Genomic DNA, 17,158 nt, shown 5'->3' with positions numbered 1-17,158 from the left:
CTTTATGGTGACAAGAAACTTGAAACTGACTTCCAGGGCGCTCCTGAGTTTTGGCGCTATCTGTGTACTACTGATTGGTCTGGGGGGACTGGCGCTGTGGAAAATGGGACAGATTCACGACGCTGCACTGGACCTGCAAACCAATTGGCTGCCCAGCGTCAGGCAAGCCACGAAAATCGAATCTTCCACCTTGCGTGTGCGCCTGGAGGCCCTGCACTACGCCACTGAAAGCGAAGCCCAGAAAGGCGCATCCCTGGACAAGCTGGCTAGCCTGAAAACCATCCTGGCCCAGGCCATCAAGGACTACGAGCCGCTGGTCTCCAGCGCCGAGGAAAAAACCACCTTTGAACAGGTCAAGCGCGGCGCCCAGGACTACCTGGACAAGCTGGCGGTGCTGATCGATGCGAGCAAGACCAACACCGCGCAACAGAGCAGCGACTACATCAATCAGGTCACGGTGCCCCTGGCCAATACCCTGCAAAGCGCCATCGAGGCCCTGATCAAGATCAACGAGAGCGGTGCCGCACACTCGGCGACCGTGGCCGGCGAGCAATTCGACAGCGGCCTGACCCTGACCTCGCTGATCATCGTCCTGGCGATTGTCCTGACCATGCTCATCGCCACCCTGTTCACCCGCAGCATCACCCGCCCGGTGCAATCGCTGCTGGCCACCACGCAGAAAATCGCCGAGGGCGACCTGCGCGCCCAAGTGGAAGTCAGCGGCCAGGACGAACTCACCGACCTGCAGAAATCCACCCAGTCCATGCTCGACAGCCTGAAGTCGACCATCCGCCACATTGCCGACTCCTCCACCCAACTGGCCTCCGCCGCCGAGGAAATGAGCGCCATCACCCGCGAATCCAACGCCGGCATCCAGCAACAGAGCATGGAGACCGACCAGGCCGCCACCGCGGTCAACGAAATGACCGCCGCGGTGGAGGAAGTGGCACGCAACGCGGTGTCCGCTTCGCAGTCGACCCAGGCCTCGGAGCGTTCCGCCGGGCTGGGCAAGGAGCGGGTCGAGCAGACCATCCACTCCATCGAAAAACTCACCGGGACCGTGGAGAACACCCGGGTGGAAATGGCCGGCCTGGCCCAACAGGCCCAGGACATCACCAAGGTCCTGGACGTGATCCGCGCCATTGCCGAGCAGACCAACCTGCTGGCGCTCAACGCCGCCATCGAGGCTGCCCGGGCCGGCGAGCAAGGCCGCGGGTTTGCCGTGGTCGCCGATGAAGTGCGGGCCCTGGCCCACCGTACCCAGCTCTCGACCCAGGAGATCGAGCAGATGATCCAGGGCATCCAGAACGGTTCGAGCAAGGCCATGCTGTCGATGCAGCAAAGCAGCGAGGATGCCAGCCAGACCCTGGCCATCGCCCACGAGGCCGGCGCCGCCATCGGCCATATCGCCCAGGCCATCAGCGAGATCAACGAACGCAACCTGATGATCGCCACCGCCTCGGAGGAACAGGCCCAGGTGGCGCGCTCGGTGGACCAGAACCTGATGAGCATCCGCGACCTGTCGCTGCAAAGCTCCTCCGCCGCCAGCCAGACTTCCATCGCCAGCAGTGAACTGTCGTCCCTGGCGGTGAGTCTGAACAAGCTGGTGGCACGCTTCTCCCTGTGAGACGGGCCGAGGCCCGGTAAGACGTCAGGTAGAAAAAGCGGTGGCGCTGTTCGCCGGCCAGCCGGCTCCTACACGGGTCTGTAGGAGCCGGCTGACCGGCGATGGCCGACTGCCCTGAAAGGGAGTGCTGTTGATGCTCAAACTGATTTCGATCCATCAGCTGCAGATGGGCATGTACATCCATCAATTCTGTGGTTCCTGGCTGGACCACTCCTTCTGGAAGGCAGGCTTTGTGCTCAAGAGCACAAGCGATTTGCAACGCTTGCGTCAATCCAATATCGATAGCCTGTGGATCGACTCGGACAAGGGCCGCGATCTGCCGGAGGAGCATCCGCCCGCTACGGCCGTTGCCGAGCCGCTGTTTCGCAGCGATGCACCGCTGCGGGTCGAACGGGCCGACGAAATCCAGCGCGCACTCAAGCTCTGCGCCCACTCGAAACAGGCCGTCATGAGCATGTTCCAGGAGGTGCGCATGGGCAGGGCCATCGAGCTGGTGCAGGTAGACGATCTGGTGCACGACATCTCCACCTCCCTGCTGCGCCATCCCGATGTATTGATCAGCCTGGCCCGGCTCAAGACTGCCGACGATTACACCTACATGCACTCGGTGGCGGTATGCGCGCTGATGGTGGCGGTGGCCCGGCAACTGGAGTTGCCGGTGACCCAGGTGCATCAGGCCGGGGTCGCCGGGCTGCTGCACGACATCGGCAAGCTGACGGTTCCCGACAGCATCCTCAACAAGCCGGGCAAACTCTCCGCCGAGGAATTCGAACGGGTCAAGCAGCACCCCACCGCCGGGGGCGCGATCCTGCGCCAGCACCCGCAGCTGGATGCGCTGGTGCTGGACGTGTGCCTGCATCATCACGAAAAGATCGACGGCAGCGGTTATCCCCACCGTCTGGCAGGCGAACAGATCAGCCTGTTCGCGCAGATGGGCGCGGTCTGCGATGTGTATGACGCGGTGACCTCGACTCGCCCCTACAACCGTGGCTGGGACCCGGCCGAAGCGCTGCAGCGCATGTCCGGCTGGACCGGGCATTTCGCGCCCCGGGTGTTCCAGGCCCTGGTGAAAAGCGTCGGCATCTATCCCGTGGGTTCCCTGGTGCGCCTGCACAGCGGGAAACTGGCAGTGGTCCTGGAGCAGCACCCGGACTCGCTGCTGGCGCCCAAGGTCAAGGTGTTCTTCTCCACCCGCTCGAAAATGCCCCTGCCACAACGGGTCCTGGATCTGTCTCGGCTCCAGGGTCAGGAGCGCATCGTCGGCCGTGAAGCCCCGGAAGACTGGGACTTCAAGCAGCTCGATCAATTGTGGAGCGAAATCCCCGCCTGAGCCTCAGGTCCCCAGGGTCAGGCCGTTGGCCGGCAGCGGCAGCGCGGTCTTGTAGCGCACCTGCTTGAGGGCGAAGCTGGAGCGGATATTGGCCACCCCCGGCACCTTGGTCAAAAAGTCCATCATGAAGCGCTCCAGGGCCTGGATGGTGGGCACCAGCACCCGGATCAGGTAGTCCGGATCACCGGCCATCAGGTAGCACTCCATGACCTCCGGGCGATCGGCAATGGCCTCCTCGAAGTGCTGCAAGGCCTCTTCCACCTGCTTCTCCAGGCTGACGTGAATGAACACGTTGACGTGCAGCCCCAGGAGGTCGGCGTCCAGCAGGGTCACCTGCTCGCGGATCAGCCCCAGCTCCTCCATGGCCTTGACCCGGTTGAAGCAGGGCGTGGGAGAAAGGTTCACCGAACGGGCGAGGTCGGCGTTGGTGATGCGGGCATTCTCCTGAAGACTGTTGAGAATGCCGATGTCGGTACGGTCCAGTTTGCGCATGAGACAAAACAACCTGTTTTTTATGTTTATGCAGATTTTTTATCTGCAAATAACTTCCAGCGCAATGAAACAGAGATAAATATTCTCCTACGCCCGGCCTATGATGTTTGTAGGACAAGATTTCTTTTATCCAAAGAATGACTGTCAGCTAGCGCGCCCAATTACAAGAAATCCACAAGATCGAGCGTAGAAAGCCATGACCACAGCGTATGCACCGCTACGCCTGCACGTTCCCGAACCCTCGGGCCGTCCCGGCTGCAAGACCGACTTCACCTACCTGCGTCTGAACGACGCCGGCCTGGCCCGCAAACCCCCTATCGATATCGAACCTGCCGACTGCGCCGACCTGGCCCGCGGCCTGATCCGTGTGCTCGACGATCAGGGCAACGCCCTGGGCGAATGGGCCGACGAGGTGCCGCTGGAGATCCTCCGCCAGGGCATGCGCGCCATGCTCAAGACGCGGATCTTCGACAACCGCATGGTGGTCGCCCAGCGCCAGAAGAAGATGTCCTTCTACATGCAGAGCCTGGGGGAAGAAGCCATCGGCAGCGCCCAGGCCCTGGCCCTGAACATCGACGACATGTGCTTCCCCACCTACCGCCAGCAAAGCATCCTGATGGCCCGGGAAGTGCCCCTGGTGGAAATGATCTGCCAGCTGCTGTCCAACGAGCGCGATCCGCTCAAGGGGCGCCAGTTGCCGATCATGTACTCGGTGAAGGAATCCGGGTTCTTCACCATCTCCGGCAACCTGGCGACCCAGTTCGTCCAGGGTGTGGGCTGGGGCATGGCCTCGGCTATCAAGGGCGATACCAAGATCGCCTCGGCCTGGATCGGCGACGGCGCCACCGCCGAATCGGACTTCCATACCGCCCTGACCTTCGCCCACGTGTACCGGGCGCCGGTGATCCTCAACGTGGTCAACAACCAGTGGGCAATCTCCACCTTCCAGGCCATTGCCGGGGGTGAAGCCACCACCTTCGCCGGACGCGGCGTGGGCTGCGGTATCGCTTCCCTGCGGGTCGACGGCAACGATTTCATCGCGGTCTACGCCGCCTCGCGCTGGGCCGCCGAACGCGCCCGTCGCAACCTCGGCCCGACCCTGATCGAGTGGGTCACCTACCGCGCCGGCCCCCACTCCACCTCCGACGACCCGTCGAAATACCGACCGGCCGACGACTGGAGCCACTTCCCCCTGGGCGATCCGATTGCCCGCCTCAAGCAGCACATGATCAAGATCGGCCAGTGGTCCGAAGAGGAACACGCCGCGGTCAGTGCCGAGCTCGAAGCCCAGGTCATCGCCGCACAGAAGGAAGCCGAGCAGTTCGGCACCCTCGCCGGCGGCCAGATCCCCAGCGCCGCGACCATGTTCGAGGATGTCTACAAGGACATGCCCGAGCACCTGAAACGCCAACGCCAGGAACTGGGGATCTGAGATGAACGATCACAACAACAATATCCAGCTGGAAACCGCCATGACCACCACCACCATGACCATGATCCAGGCCCTGCGCTCGGCCATGGATGTGATGCTCGAGCGTGACGACAACGTCGTGGTGTTCGGCCAGGACGTGGGCTACTTCGGCGGCGTGTTCCGCTGCACCGAAGGCCTGCAGGCCAAGTACGGCACCTCGCGGGTGTTCGATGCACCGATCTCGGAAAGCGGCATCGTCGGCGCGGCCATCGGCATGGGCGCCTACGGCCTGCGCCCGGTGGCGGAAATCCAGTTCGCCGACTACGTCTACCCCGCCTCGGACCAGATCATTTCCGAAGCCGCGCGCCTGCGCTATCGCTCCGCCGGCCAGTTCACCGCGCCCATGACCCTGCGCATGCCCTGCGGCGGCGGCATCTACGGCGGCCAGACCCACAGCCAGAGCATCGAGGCGATGTTCACCCAAGTCTGCGGCCTGCGCACCGTGATGCCGTCCAACCCCTACGACGCCAAGGGCCTGCTGATCGCCTCCATCGAAAACGACGACCCGGTGATCTTTCTCGAACCCAAGCGCCTGTACAACGGCCCGTTCGACGGCCACCACGACCGCCCGGTAACCCCCTGGTCGAAACACCCGGCGGCCCAGGTGCCGGACGGCTACTACAAGGTGCCGCTGGATGTGGCCGCCATCACCCGTCCGGGCAAGGACGTCACCGTCCTCACCTACGGCACCACCGTCTATGTGTCGCAAGTGGCGGCCGAGGAAACCGGCATCGACGCCGAGGTCATCGACCTGCGCAGCCTGTGGCCCCTGGACCTGGACACCATCGTCAAGTCGGTGAAGAAGACCGGCCGTTGCGTGGTGGTGCATGAAGCCACCCGTACCTGCGGGTTCGGCGCCGAGCTGGTATCGCTGGTGCAGGAACACTGCTTCCACCACCTGGAAGCCCCGATCGAGCGCGTCACGGGTTGGGATACGCCGTATCCCCACGCGCAGGAGTGGGCATATTTCCCAGGGCCGTCCCGAGTGGGCGCGGCGCTGCAACGGGTCATGGAGGTCTGAATGGGCACGCACGTTATCAAGATGCCGGACATCGGCGAAGGCATCGCGGAAGTAGAACTGGCGCAGTGGCACGTAAAAGTCGGCGACCAGGTAGTGGAAGATCAGGTCCTGGCGGACGTGATGACCGACAAGGCGATGGTGGACATCCCTTCCCCGGTGCACGGCACGGTCATTTCCCTGGGCGGTGAGCCCGGTGAAGTGATGGCGGTGGGCAGCATCCTCATCAGCATCGAAGTCGAAGGCGCGGGTAACCTCAAGGAATCCGCCCAGGCAGCCGCACCGGTGGCAAAAGAGCCGGCAGCTATTAATAAGCCAGCGGCTGCCGCGCCAGTGGTCGAAGCGCCGAAGGTGGAAAAAGCCGTCGTCAGCCAAGCCGCCTGCCGCGCAGCGCCCCAGGCACCGGTGGCCCGGGAAGCCGACGAGCGTCCGCTGGCCTCGCCGGCGGTGCGCAAGCACGCCCTGGACCTGGGCATCCAGCTGCGCCTGGTGCAAGGCAGCGGCCCGGCCGGGCGCATCCTGCACGAAGACCTGGACGCCTACCTGGCCCAGGACAGCCAGCCGCTCAAGGGTTACTCGGCGCCGGGCGCCGGTTATGCCGAACGCCACGACGAAGAGCAGATCCAGGTGATCGGCATGCGCCGCAAGATCGCCCAGCGCATGCAGGAATCCAAGCATCGCGCCGCGCACTTCAGCTACGTCGAGGAAGTGGACGTCACCGCCCTGGAAGAGCTGCGCATCCACCTCAATGAAAAACACGGCGCCACCCGCGGCAAGCTGACCCTGCTGCCGTTCCTGGTGCGAGCCATGGTCGTCGCCCTGCGCGACTTCCCGCAGATCAACGCCCGCTATGACGACGAGGCCCAGGTCATCACCCGCCTCGGCGCGGTGCACGTCGGGGTCGCCACCCAGAGCGACGTCGGCCTGATGGTGCCGGTGGTGCGTCACGCCGAAGCCCGCAGCCTGTGGGGCAATGCCGAGGAAATTTCGCGCCTGGCCAAGGCCGCCCGCAGCGGCAAGGCAGCCCGGGATGAACTGTCCGGTTCCACCATCACCCTCACCAGCCTCGGCGCTCTGGGCGGGATTGTCAGCACGCCGGTGCTGAACCTGCCGGAAGTGGCGATTGTCGGGGTCAACCGCATCGTCGAACGGCCGATGGTGATCAAGGGCCAGATCGTGATCCGCAAGATGATGAACCTTTCCAGCTCCTTCGATCACCGGGTGGTCGACGGCATGGACGCTGCGCAATTCATTCAGGCCATTCGCGGTCTGCTCGAACAACCCGCCACGCTGTTTGTGGACTGATCATCAGAGGAGCAGGCATGCAACAGACTCTCAATACTCAACTGCTGATCATCGGCGGCGGCCCTGGCGGTTACGTGGCGGCGATCCGCGCCGGCCAGCTGGGCATTTCCACCATTCTGGTGGAAGGCCAGTCCCTGGGCGGTACCTGCCTGAACATCGGCTGCATCCCGTCCAAGGCGCTGATCCACGTCGCCGAGCAGTTTCACCAGACTCGCCATCACAGCCAGGGCTCGGCCCTGGGCATCGAAGTGGCAGCGCCGACCCTGAACATCGGCAAGAGCGTGGAATGGAAAGACGGCATCGTCGACCGCCTGACCACCGGAGTCGCCGCACTGCTGAAGAAACACAAGGTCCAGGTGATCCATGGCTGGGCCAAGGTGATCGACGGCAAGACCGTGGAGATCGAAGGCTCGGACACGCGCATCCAGTGCGAGCACCTGCTGCTGGCCACCGGCTCGAAAAGCGTCAACCTGCCGATGCTGCCCCTCGGCGGGCCGATCATCTCCTCCACCGAAGCCCTGGCGCCCAAGACCCTGCCCAAGCGCCTGACCGTGGTCGGCGGCGGCTATATCGGCCTGGAGCTGGGCATCGCCTATCGCAAGCTCGGGGTCGAGGTCAGCGTGGTGGAAGCCCAGGAACGCATTCTCCCGGCCTACGACGCCGAGCTGACCCAGCCGGTGCTCGAATCGGTGAAGCAGTTGGGGATCAAGCTCTACCTCAAGCACAGCGTGCTGGGCTTCGATGCCGCCAGCAGCAGCCTGCAGGTGCGCGAGCCCAACGGTGACACCCTGAACCTGGCCACCGAGCAGGTGCTGGTGGCCGTGGGTCGCAAGCCCAACACCCAGGGCTGGAACCTGGAAAGCCTGAACCTGGACATGAACGGCGCGGCGATCAGAATCGACAACCGTTGCCAGACCAGCATGCGCAATGTCTGGGCCATCGGCGACCTGAGCGGCGAGCCGATGCTGGCCCACCGGGCCATGGCCCAGGGCGAGATGGTGGCCGAGTTGATCGCCGGCAAGCAGCGCGAATTCAACCCGGCGGCGATTCCCGCGGTGTGCTTCACCGACCCGGAACTGGTGGTGGTGGGCAAGACCCCGGACGAGGCCCGCGCTGCCGGCCTGGATTGCATCGTCAGCAGCTTCCCGTTCGCGGCCAATGGCCGGGCCATGACCCTGGAATCGAAAAGCGGTTTCGTGCGGGTGGTGGCCCGAAGTGACAATCACCTGATTGTCGGCTGGCAGGCCGTGGGGGTCGGGGTGTCCGAATTGTCCACGGCGTTCGGCCAATCCCTGGAAATGGGCGCGCGCCTGGAAGACATCGGCGGCACCATCCACGCCCACCCGACCCTGGGCGAGGCGGTCCAGGAAGCGGCGCTGCGGGCACTGGGCCACGCCTTGCATCTGTAACCATTCAAGGGGCACACAGGACAGTGCCCAGGTAGGAGCGCGGCTGGCCCGAAAGGGCCGGCAGGGATCGCCAAGCGTTCGCGCCGTGGCCTTCGCGAGCAAGCTCGCTCCTACCGGGGGTGTTACGGGGGCTGTTGCAGGGAGGAACGCTTCATGAGCAGGCCAAGTTTTTTGCGCACCCTCCCATCGTCCGGGATGCGGTACGCCCCCGGAATGCAGTATTGTTGTGCCCATCCAAAAAAACGTCAGAAGCCTTGAGCCGTTGCGACGGTTGTTAAGCGATAGAGGGTGTCATGGGTAACGAAAGCATCAATTGGGACAAGCTGGGTTTTGACTACATCAAGACAGACAAGCGCTATCTGTCGCACTGGCGTAACGGCGAGTGGGACGCAGGCACCCTGACTGAAGACAACGTGCTGCACATCAGCGAGGGCTCCACTGCCCTGCACTATGGCCAGCAATGCTTCGAAGGCCTGAAGGCCTACCGCTGCAAGGACGGCTCGATCAACCTGTTCCGTCCCGACCAGAACGCCGCGCGCATGCAACGCAGCTGCGCCCGCCTGCTGATGCCACAGGTGTCCACCGAGCAGTTCATCGAGGCCTGCAAGGAAGTGGTCCGTGCCAACGAGCGCTTCATTCCGCCATACGGCACCGGCGGCGCGCTGTACCTGCGTCCGTTCGTGATCGGCGTGGGTGACAACATCGGCGTGCGCACCGCTCCCGAGTTCATCTTCTCGATCTTCTGCATCCCGGTCGGCGCCTACTTCAAGGGCGGCCTGACTCCGCACAATTTCCTGATCTCCAGCTACGACCGCGCCGCGCCACAAGGCACCGGCGCCGCCAAGGTCGGCGGCAACTACGCCGCCAGCCTGATGCCCGGCTCCCAGGCCAAGAAGGCCAGCTTCGCCGACTGCATCTACCTGGACCCGCTGACCCACAGCAAGATCGAAGAAGTGGGCTCGGCCAACTTCTTCGGCATCACTCACGACGATAAATTCGTCACCCCGAACTCGCCGTCGGTACTGCCGGGGATCACCCGCCTGTCGCTGATCGAGCTGGCCAAGACCCGTCTGGGCCTGGAAGTGGTGGAAGGCGACGTGTTCATCGACAAGCTGGCGGACTTCAAGGAAGCCGGCGCCTGCGGTACCGCGGCCGTGATCACCCCGATCGGCGGCATCCAGTACCAGGACAAGCTGCACGTGTTCTACAGCGAAAAGGACGTCGGCCCTGTCACCCAGAAGCTCTATAAAGAGCTGACCGGCGTGCAGACCGGCGACGTGGAAGCGCCAGCGGGCTGGATCGTCAAGGTCTGATTCGCCCCGGCTGCAACCCAGCCCGCCCCTGCTTGCCAGGGGCGGGCTTTTTCATGCCGGCGATTTGCTTCGTCGACTTACTCCCTACTCCGTTGAGACTTTTCTTGCCGAGGCCGAGCAGCGATCTATATGATAAGCGTTATCATTTGCAACCTCTCTGCCACGGTAATGTCTCGCCATGTCTTTACCCGTTCAAGCCAGTGCCTGCGATCTGACCCAGCTGTATAGCCAGCAGCACCAGTGGCTGAAAAACTGGCTGCGCCTGCGCCTGAACTGCTCCCACAGCGCCGCCGACCTGGCCCAGGACACCTTCCTGCGCCTGCTGGCAAAACCCGAGCCGGTACAGATCCAGGCACCGCGCAGCTTCCTGGCCAAGGTGGCGCAGAGCGTATTGAGCAATCACTACCGGCGTCAGAAGCTGGAGCGGGCCTACCTGGAAGCCTTGCAGCACGTCCCCGCGCACGTGGTGCCGGACCTGGAAACCCAGGCCATCCTCCTGGAAACCCTGATGCAGTTGGACGCGGTGCTCGAACGCCTGGAGCGGCCGGTGCGCCAGGCGTTTCTCTGGTGGCAACTGGATGGCCTGGGCCATGAGCAGATCGCCGAACGGCTGCAAGTCTCGGTCACCACGGTCAAGCGCTACATCGTCAAGGCCGGTGCCCAGTGCATCCTCCTCGACGACCGCCAGGACCTTTCATGAACTCGTCTCAAAACAGCATCGGCGGCACCACTGGAAACAGCCATGCCCTGAGCATCGACCTGGAGATGGCCGAACAGGCCATGCAATGGCAGCTCGACCTGCAAGAGCCTGACGTCAGCCCCGCTACCCTGGCCGCCTGGCAACGCTGGCGCCAGGCCCATCCGCTGCATGAAAAGGCCTGGCAACGGGCCGAGGCCCTGACCCAGCGCCTGCAACAGGTACGCAGCCAGGGCCACAGCGAACTGGCCCGCGCCACCCTGGCGCCGAACCTTGCACGCCGCCGCGCCCTCAAGCACCTGGGCCTGCTGCTGGTGGCCGGCGCCGGCGCCTGGGCCGCACGAGACACCGCTCTGGTGCAGGACTGGAGCGCCGACTACAGCACTCGGGTCGGGCAACAGCGTCGTTTCACCCTGGCGGACCAGACCCAGGTGCAACTCAATACCGACTCCGCGATTGCCGTGCGCTTCGACCAGCAGCAACGACGCCTGACCCTGCTGCGCGGTGAAATGCTCCTGACCCTGGCTCGGCAATCCTCGCTCCAGCCCTTGCAGGTGGAAACCGCCGAGGGCTGGATCGAGGCCACGGCAGCTCGCTTCAGCGTGCGCCAGCAGGCCGGCCGTACCGAGCTGGCGGTCTACCAAGGCAGCCTGACCCTGCGCCCCCGTGATGGCGGGCAGCAGACGCTGTCCCTGACGGCCGGCGAACAGGCGCGTTTCAACCGCCACGGCCTGCTGCTGCGCCAGGCGCAAAACGCCCTGCAACCGGCCTGGAGCCAAGGCATGCTGGTGGCCCAGGGCCAACCCCTGGGGGAATTTCTCGAAGAGCTGGGACGCTATCGCCACGGTCATCTGGCCTGCGATCCGCGTCTGGCGCACCTGCCGGTATCCGGCACCTTTCCCCTGGCCGATACCGACCGCGTGCTGGCCGCCGTGGCCGACACCCTGCACCTGGAAGTGCGCCAGTTCACCCGCTATTGGGTGACCCTCAAACCCCGCGCCACGCTGGGATAAAAAATATCTCATGCAGGTGGTCTGTTTTTCGCGCTCGCGAGACTTAACCCCCAGAACATTCATTTGTATGGGGAGCAACACATGTCATTCGCCGTAAAGCTGCGCCGCCACAAAGCCTTTTCACTCAAGCAGAACCTGGCGGGCGCCATCGCCCAGGGCCTGGTCTGCCTGACCGGCGGCACTGGCGCTGCACTGCTGCCGGCCTGGGCCCAGGCGGCGCAACAGACCCAGGTGGAGTTCGACATCGCCCCGGGCAACCTGGCCGGCGCCCTCGCCCGCTTCGGCCAGACCGCGCACATCCTCCTGTCCTACCCGGCGAGCCTGACCGAGGGCCGCAGCAGCCCCGGCCTCAAGGGCCGGCATGATGTCGACAGCGGCCTGACACTGCTGCTCGGCGGCACCGGCCTGCAAGCGGTGCGCGGCGCCAATGGCAACTATTCCCTGGAAGCCCGCAGCAGCGGCACCAGCCTGGAGTTGAGCCCGGTCTCGATCTCCGGCAAGGCCCCCGGTTCCACCACCGAGGGCACCGGCGAATACACCACCTACTCCTCCAGCAGCTCGACCCGGCTCAACCTGACGCCTCGGGAAACCCCGCAGTCCATCACGGTGATGACCCGCCAGCGCATCGACGACCAGAACCTCAGTACCTTGACTGACACCCTGGAAGCCACCCCGGGGATCATCGTCACCCGCGACGGCCTGGGGGCGGAAACCGACAGCTACTGGTCCCGGGGCTTCGCCATCCAGAACTACGAGATCGACGGCGTCCCCACCAACACCCGCCTGGACAACTACTCCCAGAGCATGGCCATGTACGACCGGGTGGAAGTGGTGCGTGGCGCCACGGGCCTGATCAGTGGCATGGGCAACCCGGCCGCCACCATCAACCTGATCCGCAAGCGCCCCACCAGCGAAGCCCAGGCCAGCATCACCGGCCAGGCCGGAACCTGGGACCGCTACGGCGGTGGAGTCGACGTTTCCGGCCCGCTCACCGACAGCGGCAATGTCCGCGGGCGCCTGGTGGCCGACTACAAGACCGAAAGCGCCTGGGTCGACCGCTTCAAGCAGCAGACCCAGCTGATGTACGGCATCACCGAGTTCGACCTCAGCGAAGACACCCTGCTGACCCTGGGTTTCAGTTACCAACGCACCGACGTCGATTCACCGCTGCGTACCGGCCTGCCCACACGCTTCAGCAGTGGCGAGCGCACTCACTTCAAGCGCTCCACCAACACCGCGCCGGACTGGTCCTACAACGATCACCAACAGACCAGCTACTTCGCCTCCATCGAGCAACAACTGGGCAACGGCTGGAGCGGCAAGATCGAGTACACCCACGCCGAAAACCAGTTCGACGAGGTGTTCAACTTCGCCATGGGCCAGGTGCACAAGGACGGCAGCGGCACCACTCAGTTGCCAGTACGCTTCTCCGGCACACCGCGCCAGGACAACCTCGACCTGTACCTCACCGGCCCCTTCAACCTGTTGGGCCGCGAGCACGAACTGATCGGCGGCATGACCCTGTCCCAGTACAAGGAACGCACCCCCGGCTGGGGCAGCTGGCGCTACGACTACGCCGCGTCCCCGGCCGGGGTCATCGACGACCTGGACGGCTGGGACGGCCATTCGCCGAAACCGGACTTCAACGTCAGCGGCAAATCGTCGATCGATGAAAACCAGTACGCGGCCTACCTGACCTCGCGCCTGAGCCTGACCGACGATCTGTCCCTGATCCTCGGCAGCCGGGTCATCAACTGGAAACGCGACACCCACGAGCGCCCCTACGGCGGTGCCGAAAGCGAGGTCAATCGCGCTGAAAACGGCGTGTTCATTCCCTACGCCGGGGTGGTCTACGACCTGGACGAGATCTGGTCGGTGTATGCCAGCTACACCAGCATCTTCAACCCCCAGGCCTCCTGGGTGCGAAGCGAAGACAACAAGCCCCTGGACCCGATGGAGGGCAAGGGCTACGAGGTCGGGATCAAGGGCAGCCACTTCGACGGTCGCCTGAATTCCAGCCTGGCCCTGTACAAGCTGCAGCAGGACAACCTGGCAATCTGGAAGCACGACAACGTCTACAGCGCCGAACAGGACACTACGTCCAAGGGCGTGGAACTGGAGTTCAACGGCGAACTGGCCGAAGGCTGGCAGGCGTCCGCCGGCTACACCTACTCGGTCACCACCAACGCCGACAACCAGCGGATCAACACCGGCCTGCCGCGCAACAGCTTCAAGACCTTCAGCAGCTACCGCCTGCACGGCCCGCTGGACAAGCTGACCGTCGGTGGCGGGATCAACTGGCAGAGCAAGGTCGGCAACGACCTGCACACCTTCAACCAGGGCAGTTACGCGGTGACCAACCTGATGGCCCGCTACGACATCAGCCGCAACCTCAGCGCCTCGCTCAATCTGAACAACCTGTTCGACCGCGAGTACTACAGCAACGCCGGCCTGTACGGTAACTACGGCGCACCGCGCAACCTGATGACCAGTTTCAAGTACAGCTTCTGAGGGGGGCCCGGCCCCAGGCACGTTGAGTGGTCATACTGCAGTCCCGCCTTCGCCCCGGCGAAGGCGGGACTGCCAGGCTAGAGCCGGCTATCCAGCAGCTCCAGCACCTGTTGCCAGCCATTGACGACCAGAAGCGCCGTCTGCGCAGCCATGAAGGTATAGAGACAACTGACCACCAGCACCGAGAGCTCGAACCAGACGAACATCGGCCAGTTGCTGGCACGCAAGGGCCGCCCGCACATCAGCTCTTGCACCTTGTTGCGTGGAAGGTGATAGACGATCTGGAAAATCTTCGTCTCGCGAAAGTTGCTGACCACGCTGTACACCAGGGCCACCACGGTCACCCCGGCCATCCACCAGAACATCATGAACTGCACGGTATTGTGCTGACCCTGGTTGAGGCTGAGGCTCTGCTGAAAAAAATGCAGACCAATCCCCGAAACCAGTGGCAGCACGATGCCGAAGTAGATCAGCAGCCCCAGGCAGGCCATGGCGATGCCACTGCTGAAGACACAGGCGCGGATCACCCGGGCGAGAAAGCCTGGAGAAAACTTCGAGTAAGCCCGCTGTGTTTCAATCACCAGCAAGGGGATCAGCATAGTCAGTACCCCGACCGCAATATCCACCCCCTTGAAGCCCGTCCTGGGCAACAGTAACGCCGCCAGGAACGTCATCCCGCGACTCCCTAATCGCCATAGCATCTTGGCGTCGTCAGTCACCCCCTTCGACCAGAACTCCTCGGTAATCCCCTTGCCGTCATCCATGCCTTCATCCATTGAGCATCTGCCTCGTGGTGCAAAGCCGTGCATTGTCATCTAGCACAACGGTCACTGCCCAGTGCCCGGGCTGCGAGCCTCGCCAATGCGCTTGCCACGCCGCGCCGCCACCGGGCTGGCCTGGCCATCGCGCTGCTTGCCATGGCGAGCCTCGCTGATCAGCGCCGGAATCAGCGGCCCTTCCGGCAGGTGTTTCCAGAAGCGGGCCGGCAGGTGCCCCTGCATGACCTTGGGATTGAGTCGCGCCGGGTTGAAGATGTGACTGTAGTAGGCCAGCCACAGGTCGCCTCCGGGGTCTTCGACAGGCTGTGCCAGTTGCTGCCAGGCAATGGGGCACTGACGTTGATAGAGCAGGTCCCGGCCATCGAAATACACCCCGTCCCGGGGCGTGGCGATCATCCAGCGGTGGCGCCCCATGCGCCCGATAAAGTGCTGGCTGGCGCTGGCCAGGATGTCGTGGGCCGGCTCGTGCCAGGCGACGAACTCCGGCTGTTGCGCCAGGCTCGAACGCCCTTCGGCCAGGCGCACGAATCGTACGAAGGCATGCAGGTGATGAGCCTCGCGGTCCACCTGCTTGATCCGCCGCTGCAACTCGCTGCCCAGTTGATCGCCGCTGAGCATGGCGGTGCGGTCGCCGTGGCTGACCCGCCACAGCACCTCGTACAACAGGTTCCAGCGCTGCTCGCCGCGATAGGCCGCCGCCCGCTCCAGCTGTTGCAGCAGCGCCAGGGGAATCCGCGCCTGGAACGGCCCGGCTTCCGGAGGCAGGTCCTCATCACTGGCAAACAGATCGGTTACCCGGGGGCCGGACCAGTTGACCCGGCTCGGATCGACGGAGTGACTGAGCAGCCAGCGAGCCTGCTGGCGCCAGGTGTCGAACCAGTCGTCGCAGTCCAGGCTGATCATCCCCAGAGCCCCATCTGCTGCGGTTGGGGACGGTCCCGCAGTTGCTGGTAGAGCAAGGCGCTGCTGCTTTCGGCCTGCTGGGGGTGGTAGTCGCTGGTGATGAAGAACGGCTTGGCCTTGCTCAGCACACAGCGCATGCGCGCCAGGTCCTCATAGCGGATGCGGCGCTCGCGACGCAGCTCCACCAAGCGCTGGGTGGTACGCAGGCCGATCCCCGGAATGCGCGCGATCAAGGTGGGCTCGGCGCGGTTCAGGTCCAGGGGAAACACGCTGCGGTTAGCCAGGGCCCAGGCCAGCTTGGGGTCGATGTCCAGGGCCAGATGCCCGGGGCCCTGAAACAGTTCATTGGCACTGAAGCCATAGCCCCGCAGCAGGAAGTCCGCCTGGTACAGACGGTGCTCGCGCATCAGCGGCGGCGCGGCCAGGGGTACGCTTTTCGGGCTGTTGGGAATGGGACTGAACGCCGAGTAATAGACCCGCCGCAGGCGAAAGTCGCCATACAGGGCCTCGGCACTATGGAGGATGGTGCTGTCATCGGTGTCGTCGGCGCCGATGATCATCTGCGTGCTCTGCCCCGCCGGGGCGAAGCGCGGGGCCCGAGGCTCGTTGCGCACCGTCTGCTCGCCGGTATAGATGGTGCCCATGGCCCGTTTGATCGAGCCCAGCTGTTTTTCCGGGGCCAGGGTCTTCAGACCCTCGTCCGTAGGCAGTTCGACATTGACGCTGAGACGATCGGCATAACGCCCGGCGGCCTCGATCAGCAGCGGGTCGGCGTCGGGAATGGTCTTTAGGTGGATGTAGCCGCGGAACTCGTGCTCTTCACGCAATAGCCTCGCCACCTGCACCAACTGCTCCATGGTGTAGTCCGCCGAGCGGATGATCCCGGAGCTGAGGAACAGCCCGCTGACACAATTGCGCCGATAGAAATCCAGGGTCAGGCGCACCACTTCCTCGGGGCTGAAGCGCGCCCGGGGCACATCGCTGGAACGGCGATTGACGCAGTACTGGCAGTCGTAGAGGCAGAAGTTGGTCAACAGCACCTTGAGCAGCGAAACGCAGCGTCCGTCCGGGGTATAGCTGTGGCAGATGCCCATGCCGTTGCTCGAGCCCAATCCGCCCTTGCCTTCCGAGCTGCGCTTGGGCGCGCCGCTGCTGGCGCAGGAAGCGTCGTACTTGGCGGCGTCGGCGAGGATGCTCAGCTTGTCGATCAATTGCATGGCGAGGCTCGAATACTGTTTTTATATACAGTACAGAGTAAAAGCCCGGGACCACAAGAGAGTGGCCGGAGGC

General features: G+C 64.1%; 14 protein-coding genes. 10 read left to right on the top strand and 4 right to left on the bottom strand.

The window, feature by feature from the left end; genetic code table 11:
* Positions 1-4 precede the first annotated feature (4 nt).
* Positions 5-1,627 carry a methyl-accepting chemotaxis protein gene (locus ACSSVC_RS16885; RefSeq protein ID WP_041117679.1) on the top strand — a complete coding sequence of 541 codons (1,623 nt, stop codon included), beginning with the start codon at positions 5-7 and terminating at the stop codon, positions 1,625-1,627.
* Between the two features lie 133 nt (positions 1,628-1,760).
* A complete protein-coding gene (locus tag ACSSVC_RS16880; protein ID WP_404939501.1) occupies positions 1,761-2,957 on the top strand; it encodes an HD-GYP domain-containing protein in 1,197 nt (398 codons plus the stop codon).
* 3 nt (positions 2,958-2,960) lie between these two features.
* Here the strand turns inward: ACSSVC_RS16880 and bkdR are convergent, their stop codons facing one another.
* Positions 2,961-3,449 carry a Bkd operon transcriptional regulator BkdR gene (gene bkdR, locus ACSSVC_RS16875; RefSeq protein WP_016963011.1) on the bottom strand — a complete coding sequence of 163 codons (489 nt, stop codon included), beginning with the start codon at positions 3,447-3,449 and terminating at the stop codon, positions 2,961-2,963.
* A 196-nt stretch (positions 3,450-3,645) separates the two neighbouring features.
* On the opposite strand from bkdR, the gene ACSSVC_RS16870 reads away from it, so the two are divergent.
* From ACSSVC_RS16870 to ACSSVC_RS16835, 8 genes are all read left to right on the top strand, one after another.
* The gene (locus ACSSVC_RS16870; protein WP_346632580.1) at positions 3,646-4,881 is read left to right on the top strand and encodes a 3-methyl-2-oxobutanoate dehydrogenase (2-methylpropanoyl-transferring) subunit alpha; all 1,236 of its coding nucleotides are present in this window, start codon (positions 3,646-3,648) and stop codon (positions 4,879-4,881) included.
* Position 4,882: 1 nt separating this feature from the next.
* Entirely contained in the window at positions 4,883-5,941 is a 1,059-nt protein-coding gene (locus ACSSVC_RS16865) for an alpha-ketoacid dehydrogenase subunit beta (protein WP_123725672.1), read from the top strand.
* Positions 5,942-7,243 (top strand): dihydrolipoamide acetyltransferase family protein, encoded by a 1,302-nt coding sequence (locus ACSSVC_RS16860; RefSeq protein WP_346632579.1) that lies wholly within the window; start codon positions 5,942-5,944, stop codon positions 7,241-7,243.
* Positions 7,244-7,260: 17 nt separating this feature from the next.
* Positions 7,261-8,652, top strand: coding sequence for a dihydrolipoyl dehydrogenase (gene lpdA, locus ACSSVC_RS16855; RefSeq protein WP_346632578.1), 1,392 nt, complete (start codon positions 7,261-7,263; stop codon positions 8,650-8,652).
* A gap of 293 nt (positions 8,653-8,945) precedes the next feature.
* Positions 8,946-9,965, top strand: a complete 1,020-nt coding sequence (locus ACSSVC_RS16850; RefSeq protein WP_123725670.1) for a branched-chain amino acid aminotransferase — start codon at positions 8,946-8,948, stop codon at positions 9,963-9,965.
* Between the two features lie 178 nt (positions 9,966-10,143).
* Complete coding sequence (locus tag ACSSVC_RS16845; RefSeq protein ID WP_346632577.1) at positions 10,144-10,665, top strand: sigma-70 family RNA polymerase sigma factor; 522 nt, start codon at positions 10,144-10,146, stop codon at positions 10,663-10,665.
* A complete protein-coding gene (locus ACSSVC_RS16840) occupies positions 10,662-11,675 on the top strand; it encodes a FecR domain-containing protein (protein ID WP_446440074.1) in 1,014 nt (337 codons plus the stop codon). Before ACSSVC_RS16845 ends, ACSSVC_RS16840 begins: the two co-directional genes overlap by 4 nt.
* Before the next feature lie 81 nt (positions 11,676-11,756).
* Complete coding sequence (locus ACSSVC_RS16835) at positions 11,757-14,186, top strand: TonB-dependent siderophore receptor (RefSeq protein WP_492611030.1); 2,430 nt, start codon at positions 11,757-11,759, stop codon at positions 14,184-14,186.
* A 77-nt stretch (positions 14,187-14,263) separates the two neighbouring features.
* Here ACSSVC_RS16835 and ACSSVC_RS16830 read toward each other — a convergent pair whose 3' ends face one another.
* The 3 genes from ACSSVC_RS16830 to ACSSVC_RS16820 form a co-directional block, all read right to left on the bottom strand.
* A complete protein-coding gene (locus ACSSVC_RS16830; protein WP_492611029.1) occupies positions 14,264-14,950 on the bottom strand; it encodes a hypothetical protein in 687 nt (228 codons plus the stop codon).
* Positions 14,951-15,013: 63 nt separating this feature from the next.
* A complete protein-coding gene (locus ACSSVC_RS16825) occupies positions 15,014-15,868 on the bottom strand; it encodes a TIGR03915 family putative DNA repair protein (RefSeq protein WP_492611028.1) in 855 nt (284 codons plus the stop codon).
* Positions 15,865-17,085 carry a putative DNA modification/repair radical SAM protein gene (locus tag ACSSVC_RS16820; protein WP_402888377.1) on the bottom strand — a complete coding sequence of 407 codons (1,221 nt, stop codon included), beginning with the start codon at positions 17,083-17,085 and terminating at the stop codon, positions 15,865-15,867. Before ACSSVC_RS16820 ends, ACSSVC_RS16825 begins: the two co-directional genes overlap by 4 nt.
* Between the last annotated feature and the right edge of the window lie 73 nt (positions 17,086-17,158).

It is taken from the genome of Pseudomonas sp. E1BtOHC1, from assembly GCF_058744285.1.
Note: the sequence above shows the minus strand (reverse complement) of the source record. Positions and strands in the feature narration are given on the sequence as shown.